This is a genomic window from Rothia sp. HMSC069C04 (assembly GCF_001812895.1).
GTDB lineage: Bacteria > Actinomycetota > Actinomycetes > Actinomycetales > Micrococcaceae > Rothia.
Genome location: NZ_KV810721.1, coordinates 1 through 13565, shown reverse-complemented (window position 1 = coordinate 13565; position 13565 = coordinate 1). Strand labels below are relative to the sequence as shown.

Below are 13565 nucleotides of genomic sequence, written 5' to 3'. Positions count from 1 at the left end.
CGTTTGCCCATGTGGAGAACAACGGCAAGAACGGATTCCTGCGCATCGGCAGTACCGAAATGGGTAAGCGCACTTGTAGTTTTGACCCGTATCAGTTCGATGCGACGATTCTTATGGCGCAGGTGCTGTACCGTGACGATCACGGGCACTGGGCGGAAGAAGACGGCCTGGACGTGATGAGTGTGGTCGGGATGTACGGCTCTTCGCAAGATATTTATGCCCAGTTTTATGACTTGTGCGAAACGAAGTACATCGTTGGTCAGACGAAGAGTGAGCGTCAGAAGCGCCGCCGCCGGGCTGCTCGTAATGAGGCGCGTAGGCTGGAACGCCAGCAGGCTCGTGAAGAACAATAAGTTCTTACTGCACAAGCCCTTGGGCTGAGAGCCTATCTCTCAACCCAAGGGCTTTCTGCATGTCAGCAGTAGCTCATCTGAGCGTCACCGTTAGCGGGTGATAATCGCGAAGTCGCTACTGGACAAGTTCGTGAAATTACCAATCTGCGCATTCACACGGCACTTAGACGTCACCGACAGTGCCGTTACCACCCGCTGATCCTCAGACACCAACACATGCCCCGAACAACCATCCGAAAAACTAATCATCTGCGCATCCGGAGAAATCGCCTGAACCAGTGTCGAAAACTCACCCGTACGCGGCAAAACCATCAACGGGTTCAACTCATCCGCACCACTGGGCCACACCGGAACCACCGTTACCGGCAAAACACTCTGATTCACCACACGAGAAGGAACCCGCAACTCAATCGAACGCAAACGCTGAATCGGGTACGCCGTCGAACGAACCTCCCGATCAGAAATAGCCTTCGCCGTCTCAGAATCAATACGGTTCACCCACTCCTCAAAAGCACGCGAATCCTTAAACTCAGCAGACACATTCGCCCGAACCTGCACCACACCATTAGCCGGGATACTCACCCCAGACAGATTCCACGAACACGGAACATCCACCGCAGTCACACTCGACTGATTCTTCGCCACACCAGAAGACGCCTGGCCGGCATCCCACGTCACCGAAGCACACGAACCACCCTCAATACCGGGAAGCACCTGCAAAATATCGCCCCGAAGAGCCGACTTCTGCGAGGAAAACTCAAAAGTTAGGCGGGCACTCTTATCCCGCGGGTTATACGTACCCTCAATACGGGTACCCAAACCACTCGGCAAAGACGCCGAACTACGGCTCGAAGCAGACCACGACTCAGCCGTCTTAGACGAACCCTTACCGCCGCTCAAACCCACAAAAGCGAGCACACCCACAAGAATCAAAGAACCCAAAATAGCGCCCCACACCAGCGGGCGGCGCAACGGCGAACGGGCAGGCTCCTCTTCCTCAACAACCTCATCAGGAACATATACCGGCTGCTCCACCACAAAAGGAGCCCGAATAACCGTCTCATTCTGCGCCTGACCCAGCGACGGCATGCCCGCACCATACAGCTCCGTAACATTCTGTCCAGGCACCGCAGAAACCGCAGGCTCAGCACCATGAACCACCGTAGGCGTATAGCCCACAGCACCCGAAGACACCTCAACCCACCGAGGAAGCACCGCATCAGCCGCGAAACCCTCAGCCAAAAGACGCAACTTAGCGGCAGCCTCAGCCGCCCCAGGACGCTGAACCGGGTTCTCCGCCAACATCCTGTGAAGAACCTCAGCAACCTCAGCCGGAATCTGCGGCGACACCTGCACCGCACCACCACGCGCCGGAAGAGGACGCGCCGCCACCAACAACTCATGAAGAGTCACCGCGCACGCATAAACATCAACCGCCGGAGTAGCCACACCATGCGCAGAACGCTCCGGAGCCATATACCCCGGAGTACCAGAAAACGAACGAGAAGCCCCCGAACCCGCAGAGCCAGTAAAAGAAGCAATACCGAAATCAGCCACACGAACCTGCTGATCCAGAGACTCCCCCAAAACACCGCTCAGCAGAACATTCTCCGGCTTAATATCCAGGTGCATCACGCCCTGACGGTGAGCAAACTCCACCGCATTCAGAACCTGCACCATCAGACTCAACGCCAAACGAACCGGCAGCGGACCCTCAGAATCCAGCTTCTGACGCAACGAACCGCCATGCTGAAACTCCATCACCAGAGCTAGCACGCCACCCTCAACAACCATGTCCGTCAACGGCACAATATGAGGATGCGACAGCGCCAACAACACCGAACGCTCACGCACAAAAGATTCAAGAACCACAGGGTTCTCCGCAAGCTCCGGACGCAAAACCTTCGCCGCATACAGAGCCCACGAGCCGCTCATCGTAGCAGCCCACACCTCACCGACCGCGCCAGAACCCACCCGGCGCACCAAACGATACGAAGAGCCAAGGGGAGCGCCCGCAACCAGACCCCCCGCAGGCTGACCAGCAACCTGCGGGACAGGATGAGCATCACGACGCTCCGAGCCGGAGTACTGCGGCGAACCAGCAGGTACAGTCACGGGCTAACTCCTTAACATCAACTTCACAACAAGCAGGAAGACTCCCCAGACGGGGCGACCCCTACAGCAAAATAGCCGGTAAAGTTACACCATACCTCACCACACGCCAGACAAGCCCTACAGCCCGCCACGGTGCTGAGAATCCTCAGGGCTCATCAGCTGCACCAGAACCGGCGACCCGGCAAGGAACGCGTAGCCACGACCAACGCTCAGCTGAACCGGGGCGCGCCTCGGAATAGAACCGAACATGTCCATATCCGTATCAACATTCGGCTGAACCACAGCACCAGTGCGGAACTTGCGAATAGCCTTCGTCCAATGGCTATACAAAGGACGCAAATCAGTCGGCTTACCCGTAGCAATAATGTGAACGTCCGGGAAGTCACCCTTCACAATCGCATCAAAAACGTTCATCGGGTCATCCACACGGTCACCGTCATCAATCAGCAACAGCACCGGGCCCGCGGCATCCTGCAAAGCCGCCTGCACCTGAGCAGAAGCGTTCTTGCTCTCAAACACCCGGTCAAAAACGCCCTCCGGCGCATTCACCAGGCCGGAACGCTGATCGAAGACAGCCCAAACCTCCGGAACCTCAGCGGCATCCATGCGTGCGTTCTCCGCCGCGGTAGCGTCACCAGACGCCAACGCGGCAGATACCGCCTGCTCCGCCGCAGCCCTCGCCCGAGAAACCAGACGAGCAAACGCAACCAGCAGAGAAGACTTACCCGAACGCGGATTACCCGCAACCATGGCGTGCTCACCCTCGTACAGCTCGAAAGCACACGCCTCCAACGTAGCCTCAGCAATACCCACAGGAATACGCCACAGGCTCGGAGAAAACTCAGCAGCAGGCATGCTCTCCCACGAAACCCACGTCGGCAGCTGACCAATCACATCACGCTTAGCGGGAGCCTGCGGGAAGCGCTCACGAATCATTGAGATAGCCTCCTCCACACCAACAGCGGGAGTAGCCACCTGCATCTGACGCAGACGCTTCGGGTCAACACAACGGCCGGGAACCGCAGCCGGAACATTCGTGCCGCGAATACCATGCGAGGAATAATCGTGGACATCGCTCAGCTGGAAGAACCACGTCTGCAAAGAAGCATCAAGAATCTGCGACGGGATATTCTTCGCGCGGCTCGTCGACACCACGCAGTGAATACCAACAGCAGGACCATCCGCATACACGCGGTAAAAATTCGCCAACAAATCCATGCTCACAGCATCAGAGAACTCATCACGCAGCGTCGCAAAACCATCCAAAACAATGAAAAGAGGCTTACGGCGTGACGCGTCAGCACGGCGAGCATCAAGCTCCGACTTCACAAAACGCAAGAAACGAGCCTGACGTTCCCTAGCGCCCTGACCGGTACCCACAGCAGAAACAACATGCGGCAAAGAACCCAACGGCAACAAGCCATCAGCGCCCATATCCACCAGAACAATATCGATGTCCTCCGGTGAATAATGCTGAGCCAAACCCAGCACCACAGACTGAATCGTCGTAGTCGTACCACTACCGGCAACACCCACCAACAGCAGGTTGCTCATCTCAATATTCCAGCCCATAGGCACCTGACGCTGCAGCTCAGGCTCATCACCCAAAGTACACATCAGAACACCGTCCCGGACACCACCCACAGTGGGAAGATCCGGGTCGGGGAAGCCGCGAACACCAAAATCAGCCAAATCAACATACGAACCCAACGGCTCAGGCCACACCTTACGAGGAGCAACCGCACCACGAGCCGCATGAGCCGCCACAACAGCATCAATCAGCAGATCCAGGTCATTCGCATCACTCGACGACACCTTCGGGCGCGCACGCTCCGAACGAGGAATACCGATACTATCGGTCGCGCGAACCTCCAGAGAAGTCACCACCTCAGTGCCACTCTGACCCGTCACCAGGGCAGTCTGCACCGGCGAAATATCATTCTGGCCCAGCTTCACATAGGCGCGACCCATCTGCGAACGCGAAATCTCCGAAGCATCCGGAACACCAATCACGTTCGAAGAATCCTCACGGCTCTGCACACGCAACGCCACACGCAAGTTCGTATTCGCCAGAATGTCATCATTCACCACGCCGGCGGGACGCTGAGTCGCCAAAATCATGTGAACACCCAGGGTACGACCCACCGCACCAATGCTCACCAGCGACGACAGGACATCTGGGAAGTCCTTCGCCAGCATCGCAAACTCGTCAATCACCAGCAGCAAGCGAGGCATCGGCTCCGGCGGGTTCGTCGCCAAATAATCCTTAATGTTGTCCACACCCTCGCCAGCAGCCGCAAACAGGCGCTGACGACGGTCCATCTCCGCCTCCAACGACTCAATAGCGCGGTGAGCCAACTGAGCATCCAAGTTGCTCAAAGTACCAATCGTATGCGGCAGACGCTCACACGTCTTAAACGCCGCACCACCCTTAAAGTCAACCAGAATAAAGTTCAAACGGCTCGGATCATGGTGAGCAGCCAAACCCGCCACCAACGAACGCAAAAACTCACTCTTACCCGAACCAGTGGTACCACCCACCAGACCGTGAGGACCGTCCTTCACCAAGTCCAGCGTGAACGCGCCAGAGTCGCCCACACCAATCTCAGTACTGAAACCATTAGCCTGCGACCAAAACGTCTCAATATCCTCAGCACCCGGAGGTGTCGGCAAACCAACCAGCTCAGGCAGCTTCACCAGCTGCGGCAAACCGCCACCCAACAGCAGACGCTCAGGGTCCTCATGATGCGCCAAAGTACGCGCCACATGAAGAGCATCCTCAGCGCTCACACCGGCGAGCACACCGTCAGTGACCGTGTAACGGCGGCGAGGCTCCGAATAGGTCATAGAAGCCTCCTCACCAATCTCCACGACCGAAGTACACGACGCAGGAAGACGGTCAACAGAAGAAGCCAACACAATACCGGCAACACGGCGAGCACCCGCAGCAGCAGTCTTATTCGCCATCAGACGCACTTCATCGCCGTACGCCAAAAGGTCGCGTGCCGGCGACTCACGGCCCTCAGTGAGGGTATCCGAATCAACGACCACGCACAGGCCGCGGGTCGGAAGAGACTCAATGTCGTTGTAAAGAGAGCGCAGCATCTGATCCGACTGCTCCTTACCAGAAGCAAACCAACGCATCTGCTGGTTCTGCGCCATATGCATATGCGGAAGCCACGACGTCCACACCCAGTCTTGCGAGCGCGCCGAATCAGCGCAGACCGCAATCGTCATATCAGCAGGACCCGTGTGGGTCGCCGCCTGCAGCACCAGGCTACGCGCCAGGGCAAGAGACTGCTCACGCGGCCCCACAATACCGATAGCGCCGCCCTCACGCAGGTCAGCAACCAGCGGGGCATCCCACAGGGTATTGTGCTCAAGAATATGCTGAACCTCAGGTTCAGGATTGCTCGGCTTCGTCAGCTCAGGAGCCCAATGAATATGCCCAGTACCCACATGGAAAGTCAACAGGTCAGGGCTGGTGCTCCGGCGACGCCACAGCGTCATTGCAGGAAGAAGCGCCCGCAGCTGAACGGCATCCGGTGCCGGGGCAAGGTCGTGAAGACGCTCAATTTCCTCACGGTTACTCAGAGCGATACGTTCCTTGAACTTCTCCATTTCCTGCTCAAAACGCACACGCTCCTTCACCTTATCCTTAGCGTGACGACGTTTCTGCTCCACCCACATGCCAATACTCAGAATGGGGCTGAGCATCGCGAAAAGGGCGTAACGAATCTCCTGCATAATGGCGACCATTGCCGCCGCCATGATAATCGGACCCACCGCCATAGCGATATTGAACTTTGGCGGGTCAGAAACGTTCTTGCGGGTAGGTGCCTCCACCTTCTCCGGGGCGCTCAACGCACCCTGACGCGGCGGACGGTTAAACGGTGCAGTACCCGACGCGCTCACATTCGGGGCGCTACCGGGGCGAGGCGCTGCCTTCTCCTGAGGCGCAGGCTGCAGAGTCAGCACACAATCACCAACATGGATGGTGGTGCTCTCAGAAACAGTCAGACCCTCCTCGGGGATTTTCTGACCGTCCACAAAACTACCGTTCGTAGAACCCGGGTCAGTGATGCGCACCTTCTGAGTGTTTGTCGACTCATCATGCACCACCTGCAGGTGCAGATGCTCCCACGATGCGCTCGCCGTGGGCAGCACAATGTCGGCGTACGGGGAACGACCCGCCACCAGAGGACGCGAAGAAGGGATAGGGTGCGGCAGGGTAACCGTCGAACCGCCGCTCAAGCAGACGCTCCAGCCCTGCACCAGGGAAGGGTAGGAGAGCGGTGCTCTAGAGATGCGCATACCCTCCATCGGCTTGACCTCCGCCAGGGTGGAGGATGCCGTCACCGGGCGGTTATCGCAGTACAGCGGCTCGTCGGCGGGCAGGGAGGGGCCACCGGTCGCCTGGATGAGATCAGCGATGGTCGTCTCAGGCTGCCAGGAGTCTAGTTCATAGCTCCCGTTATGCTCTTCAAGTTCAAGGAAAAAGCGCATAAGGTGTTCTCCAAAATAGATAAATCGTGAGCCCCGCTGGTGGACGGACTAGAAGTAATACCCGAAAGCCGGGGTGTGATGGGCTGACTCTGTACAGTAGGCTCCGTGTGGAAAGGCTAGTCGCGAGATTCTGAGGTGAACGTGCGAAGCATCCACACCGGCGGATTCACCGCATCCGTCGAGGAAGACCCGCCCTGAATCATCGAAGCTTCCGCGGTCGGGTAAAGAAGACCCACCTGCCCGCCCGCGGCGTAAGAAGACGAAAAATCCAACGGATACGCGACCGTAGAATCTTTAGCGTCCAAACGAAGGGTTCCTAGAACCCGTCGAACCGCCTCGGGAGTGTATTCACGAACCTGGCTCGTGGCATACGCAAAAGCCAAGAGCGCGTTATGGGAGGGAGCATCCGCCCACACTGCCGATTTCGAGAACGACTGTTCGTCTGACAAATCCTTGAGCGAAGAATCGTTCTTCATACGCTCAACCGTCGAGACAAACGCCGAAGAAGCACGACCGGCATCATCAGCACTCAACGCCGCAGCACGTGCCTGCACACGCCCCACAACGCGAATATTGTCAGTCAAAGAACCACCGTTCTCCAGAAGAAGACGCATAAAAGGCTCCGTCAAAGCTTCCTCACCCGCAATCACCGGAGAAGTAATACCCGCCCTCTGAAGAGAACGAAGCACCTTTGCCTGAGTCGACGCTGAACCCGTCAAAACCAGAACAGGAGAAGAGCCCGAAGACTTGTCCCCCAGAAGGCGCGTCAGCTCCTTGAGAGTGTCTTTCATGCTGTCTTCATCAGCAGAAACCTGAACGCGGTTCGTATAGGGAAGGTCCGGTGCAGAGCCCTCGCCCGCATCCAGCAGGATGGTGCGCACACCATCAAGCTGCTGCGAAGAACCCGTGCTGGATGCACCGGCGAGCGAACGAATAGCAGTCGTATAGACCTGCTTCTCCTGCTCAGGATCCAGAGCAAAACTCCATACCCCATCGCCAGCATCTACCCGGTCATACGCCTCAATCACCGCAACATTGCGTTCCTTAGCAGCAGCCGTAGCACCCCGAAGATGCTCACCCCGAGAAGCAAGCACAATACCCAAAGCACCCTCAGAAGAGAGCTTCTCTACCGCCTCACGGGCACCCTGCTCCGTTCCTTTATCGTTCGCATAAAGAACCTTCACAGAAGACTTACCCAAAGCCAGACGGTACTGCGCAACACGAGCACCCTGAGCATTCAGACGCCACGCAGACCCCTCAGCATCATCACCAAAAGTAGTAACAACACCAATAACAGGCTCACGACCAGACGCAGGAAGAGAAATAGCCTGCTGAACCGTCACCGCAGACGCAGGGTTCGTACCCGTGCCAAGCGGCAAAGGCTGAGGAGTCACAGCGCGCACGCCATACCAGATCCCCACCACCGCAAGGCTAAACAGCACACACAGACTGACACACCACACCACGGTGCGCTGAGTGAGCCGCCTGCCCTCGCGGCGGTGAGGACCTGAATCAGAGCCCAAATGAGGGGAAAACCCCACGGCTAATCACCAATCTGGAAGGTGTACACCGTCTTCACCTCTGCACTGCCAGCATTCGACAGATGGAAGGTCGGCAGCGAACGCAGACGCTGCAGCGACGCCTTGAACTGCGCCTGACGCTTCTGCAGAGCAGCAATATCCTCAGAACGGAGGTTCGTGTAACCCTGAGCATTCTGCATCGCCAAAGCAAGCTGGTAATCAGCCGCACCAGCCTTCGCGCTATTGCTCTTGAGCGCACCCAAGAGGCCAGCGCCCTCAGCGTTGCTATCGCCCAAATCGAGCATGAGCTTCGACAGGTCGTTATTCAGCTGAACGGATGCACCAGCCAAATCTCGGGTAGCGTTCTCAGCGCGGGTGCTCAGAGCAACCAGAGAACGCTCAGTCACCGAATCCAGAGACTGACGCAGGCCCTCAATACGATCATTCATATCCTTGTGCTGAACCTCGATAGACTCACCAGCCACCTGAACCACAGTATTCGCGGTATCAGTAATGCCAGCAATCGAAGCGGAGAACGCCTCCTTAGCAGCCGAAGCGCTAGAAGAACCATCGCTCGAAACCTTACGAATCTCCTCGCTAATCATGCTCGTCAGGCTCTCGCGAGTCTCATTGGCAGACTCCTTGAACGCTTCCTTAATAGCGGTGGAGAGGTCAGCCTGCATGTTCGTCATATCCTCCAGGTTCTTACCCAAAGCATTGACAGCATCCGAAGCTGAATGGATACGATCACGCAGAGAAACCTTAGCCTCCTCAGTAGGCTCTTCCTTCTTCTCCGCGTCCTGGTTCTGCGCGTTTGCGGCATCGTTCAGGGTCTTCTCAATCTCGCCCAGGGCACCATCTACCGCGTTCACAGCATCGTTAAGGTCCTTGGCGTCGCGAGCCAGACCCTCCTTGGGGTCATCCATCGAAGTAGCGGCAAGAACCTCATCCCACGCAGCTACCGCGGCAGCAATACGCTGCTCCATCGGAGTACGTGCTGCCGGGGTGTTCGAAGTGTAGGTACGCTCGTTCGCGTTCTCCACCGTAATGACGCGAGTATTACCTTCCGTGGCAGTAGGCTCGGCGGAAGGCGCCTCAGAAGAGGGAGCAGCGGAAGGAGCCTCAACCTTCTTCGACGGCTCCTCAGAAGGAGCCACAGAAGCAGACTCAGACGGTGCAGGGCTAGGAGCCTCAGACGGAGCCTCAGAAGACGGGGAAGCAGACGGCGAAGCCGCGCCACCACAAGAAGAAGCCGTCAGGTATCCACGCAGATGCTCCACCTGCTCAGCAGACAGAGAACCGCCACGCTCAGTAGACAGAGCACAAAGCTGCTCCGCCAGTTCCTTATTCTGAGCGCTCATAGAACCAGAACCGTCCACCAGCTCCGCACGAGCAGAAGCCGCACGAGAATGAACGTTCTTGATGCTCTCAATCAGACGGCTCGACGTTTCCTTCATCTGATTCACACTCTGACGAGCCGCACTAACCTTCTCACTCAAAGAACGCACAGCATCAGCATCAAGAGAAGACGGGTCCTTCTCCACCTGCTCAACAAGCTCATCCATCTGACGCTTCAACGCCGAATAGTTGTTGTTTGCACCCTTTAAGTACTCCGGCTGCAGGTGATCCACAATCTTCTCACCGGTAGCAACCAGTGCAATCAGAGAGCTCTGCACCGTCACCGACGCACCGAACAGGGCGCAGGTCACCGAACCGTTAGAAGAACAAGTCTCAGCGGTCGGGTGTTCCGGGCCGACAATCTCACGAATCGAAGCCGTAAGATCCTGCTGGCAGTCCGAACTTGCCTCCGCATACGCATTCAGGACCGCAGACAGCTGAACCAAATTACCGTACACGCTACGGCTACTCGCACCCTCCTCACGATGCACAACACAACGACCGCCGCTATGTGAAACAGACACATTGGGGCGAGCCGTCGTATCACCCAGCATCGAGTGAAGAGCAGCAACAGTACGCTCCAACTGAGAAATCAGCTGAGAATTATTAGTACGCGAAGCCTCAGAAAGATCCTTCTGCAGGCTCTCAATATTCGCCTGCAGACCCTGCATAGTCTTCGTCAACGATTCATTCTGAGTCTTCAGATGCTCGGCAGTGTCCTTACCCAAGGTCGCAGACGTATCATCCAGGCTCTGACGCACCTGAGCAACCTGCGAACTAGCGCTAGTCAGCGTCGTATTAACCTCGTTGACGGTATCAATAGTGCGCTGCAGAAGCGCCACCTGAGACGCATCCTGAGAGGTGAAACCGTTAGTAATGATTCCCGCGCCAGACAAATCAGAAGCAAAACCAGGCTGCACCGAAATGTTGAAGGTAGGCGCACTAAAATCCTTCGCCTTGACCTTCAACACAAAAGAAGAGGAACTACCAGTCACCGGAGGCGCCGAAATAGCACCCCACTGAACAACAGCCTTACCTTCATCATTGGTGCTCACCACACCATTCGTCGACGAATCAGCAGCATCAGGGGTCGTAATAACCTGAGTAGGAGAACCCGAAAGAACAGTAGAAGCAGCAATAGAGAACGGAGTACCAACCGGTGCAGGGCTAGTACGGCTAGTACCGGACGCATCATAGGTGACATCCTCGGTCTTCACCGTCAGGTTCTCAACCGTAACCTTAATCGTGATTTCGCCGCTGTAGCCGTTCAAATCATTCAGGTTAGTGCCGCTACCGCGCTCAGTAGAATACTGCAGGCTCACACGCACAGGAAGGTCATTAACGACGTCCTTCGGCTTGAACTGCACATTGCTCGAGGAGCTCGTACGATCCTTGTCATTGACGTAAATGTTGGTCGACTCAATCGACGAAACCTCGCCATCACGACCCATCTGAATATTCACGTTCTGCAGAACATTGGTAGCGTTCTCTACCTGGCGGGGACTCTGAGAAGTAACAGTACCCTTATCGGAAGGGGCACTGTTATTGTTCGTGCCCGTGGAGCAAGAAGAGAAAATAAGTGCCGTCGTGACACCCAAAATCAAAGGGAAGCGGAGTAGACGCTGACGCGCTGTGGTGTGGTTGGTCATGATGATCTTTTCGTTGAGTTATATACCGTGCAGACACATAACAGTGACAAGTCTGAAACGCCACTGTATAGTGCCCACCTGAGTGGATAGGGTCAGGGGCAAAGCCGGAAAGAGAAAAAGCCCCGTACCACTTTATCAGTCCAATATGGGAAGGTTGATATTTTTTCCTCCTAGTCGGTGCCTCATCAGGATATTCAATTCAACCTTGAGGTGATAGTTAAAGGTATTTTTCATTTCGTTTCAACCTAGTGCACTTACCGAACTCTGTTCGACATAGAAAAACCCTGCGGCTGAGGTCATCTCTCAACCCGTGGGGCTTTCTCTATACGGTGCTCCACGGTTTAGCTGGCTGCAGGTTCAGCCTCCGGGTCTTCCTCGTCTTCCTTCTCGGGGATAGCAACACCCACGGTCAGGTACCTCTTCGCCAGCAGGTACGAGGCGATCACCGGCACCACATACACCAGCGACAACCCGCTACCGGACTGCACAACATCAGCGGCAAGACGGGCCGCCGCCAAACATCCACCCAAACCCACCAGGGCTACGCAGAAGCCACGCAACACACCATACCCGGCAGTGCCCTCTTCAAAGGTCGACGCCCACAGCTTGAACAGGGTACGGCGCACAAAAATCAGGAAGACCGGCACCAGGCACAGCACCACCGAAACACCCACAGGCTCATAACCGGCAGTAGCGAACGAAACCACCGGAATCAGCAGGCAGAAGAGCGCCATCAGGGCACTCACACCCAGCACCACCAGGCGTACGTACCGGTTGATGCGCTCCATGCGTCGCAGGTTAGGGATCTCCTCGTTCGGCGCCGCGGCGTTGTAGAAGAACAGCAGAAGAACCAGCGCGGACACCGCCACATACCAGGGCGCGAAATTGATGCCGCCCGCCTGCGGGGTGAGGGCAACCTGCGGGACACCCGCCAGGGAGAGAGCAGCGAGCAGAACAATCGCGGCAACGCAGAGCGTGCCCACCGTCAGCAGAAAGTAGTGGTACGCGCCGCCGTTCTTGGTGTTTTTCACGCACTGCTCACGAGTGCCGTCAATCGTCACGACGGAAAACAGCATTATCGAGATGGGGATGATGCTCCACGCGTATTCACCCGTCATGACGGGGACGAGCGTGAGAAGAACGGATGCAGAGAACAGAATCCACAGAAATACTCGCTGTAGGGTTGTTGAGGATGCGAGGGCCACCTCAAAAAAGCCGATGATAAAGTCGCCGATATCGTCCATGGTGGGATCCTTTCTGCGGGGGTGGGGTTACTCTTTGATCTCTTCAAAGCGGAGGACGCTGAAGTCGAATTCATCGTTGCGGGTATGGAAGGACTTGTACGCCCTATACTTCTTGCCCGTCTCAAAGTTCTGGAGGTATTTGCGGATGGGGATACCATCAGGGGCGTTCCATGTTGTGATGATTCCGCACTCTTCCGTCTCGAATTCACCGGAGATTGAGTATGGGTCTTCGTGCTCAATGATTTCGACTGAGGTGACAGTACAGATAGCGGATTCATTGCCCGGGTTGTAGCTGGTCATAAGATGTAAGGACGCAAGGAACCCTAGCATGACTGCCACGAATATGATGACGTCGCGTGCATCCCACGCAGCTTTTGCTTTTTTGCGAAGATACTCTTTGAAGTCGATTTTATTCTTCTTTTTCTTGGTGTATCTCTTTTTGCGGGTCTTTTTTATAGCCCCAGTTTCGGTAATGTAATTTGCCTCTGGGTAACTCTTTTTCTTCGAGATGTTCCTTTTCTTTGAAACGTTCTTTTTCCTCGGGGAGTTCTTTTTCACTGCTCTTCACCTTCTTTCTGGGCTGCGGGCTGTTGCTCTGTGATTTCTTCAAAGTGGGGTTGTCTCAAAAACAGCGCTCATAGTATGTACGTCCTTGTGCGGTAGTGGTTGGTGAATCGTGCTCGCTACGGCGAGGTGGCGGGCACATCCTTAGCCTATCGCACGGTATCTGACCAGAAGGTTAACTGGGTGCAAGGCTCGGGTGAAGACTGGGCGACCATT

Annotated in this window: 6 protein-coding genes and 1 pseudogene; 1 reads left to right on the top strand and 6 read right to left on the bottom strand. The window is 56.1% G+C overall.

Features of this window, described 5'->3' with window-relative positions; all coding sequences use genetic code 11:
* Positions 1-353, top strand: a pseudogene (locus HMPREF2879_RS01720) (ECF transporter S component); the annotation flags it as partial.
* A gap of 90 nt (positions 354-443) precedes the next feature.
* Here the strand turns inward: HMPREF2879_RS01720 and HMPREF2879_RS01715 are convergent.
* The 6 genes from HMPREF2879_RS01715 to HMPREF2879_RS01690 all read right to left on the bottom strand — a co-directional run bounded on the left by HMPREF2879_RS01715 (position 444) and on the right by HMPREF2879_RS01690 (position 13343).
* Positions 444-2468 carry a serine/threonine-protein kinase gene (locus HMPREF2879_RS01715; RefSeq protein ID WP_070634680.1) on the bottom strand — a complete coding sequence of 675 codons (2025 nt, stop codon included), beginning with the start codon at positions 2466-2468 and terminating at the stop codon, positions 444-446.
* A 117-nt stretch (positions 2469-2585) separates the two neighbouring features.
* Positions 2586-6974 (bottom strand): FtsK/SpoIIIE domain-containing protein, encoded by a 4389-nt coding sequence (locus HMPREF2879_RS01710; protein WP_070634679.1) that lies wholly within the window; start codon positions 6972-6974, stop codon positions 2586-2588.
* Between the two features lie 116 nt (positions 6975-7090).
* Positions 7091-8368, bottom strand: a complete 1278-nt coding sequence (locus HMPREF2879_RS01705) for a type 1 periplasmic-binding domain-containing protein (RefSeq protein ID WP_246822886.1) — start codon at positions 8366-8368, stop codon at positions 7091-7093.
* 149 nt (positions 8369-8517) lie between these two features.
* Positions 8518-11541, bottom strand: coding sequence for a hypothetical protein (locus HMPREF2879_RS01700; protein WP_049360565.1), 3024 nt, complete (start codon positions 11539-11541; stop codon positions 8518-8520).
* A gap of 341 nt (positions 11542-11882) precedes the next feature.
* Complete coding sequence (locus tag HMPREF2879_RS01695) at positions 11883-12785, bottom strand: hypothetical protein (RefSeq protein WP_070634677.1); 903 nt, start codon at positions 12783-12785, stop codon at positions 11883-11885.
* Positions 12786-12812: 27 nt separating this feature from the next.
* Positions 12813-13343: a hypothetical protein gene (locus HMPREF2879_RS01690; RefSeq protein ID WP_049360568.1), complete on the bottom strand. Its 531-nt coding sequence runs from the start codon at positions 13341-13343 to the stop codon at positions 12813-12815.
* Between the last annotated feature and the right edge of the window lie 222 nt (positions 13344-13565).

Bases quoted from the DNA above. Each gene is read 5' to 3' on its own strand.
- HMPREF2879_RS01710 (WP_070634679.1), bottom strand. From the start codon at position 6,974: ATGCGCTTTTTCCTTGAACTTGAAGAGCATAACGGGAGCTATGAACTA.
- HMPREF2879_RS01700 (WP_049360565.1), bottom strand. From the start codon at position 11,541: ATGACCAACCACACCACAGCGCGTCAGCGTCTACTCCGCTTCCCTTTG.
- HMPREF2879_RS01695 (WP_070634677.1), bottom strand. From the start codon at position 12,785: ATGGACGATATCGGCGACTTTATCATCGGCTTTTTTGAGGTGGCCCTC.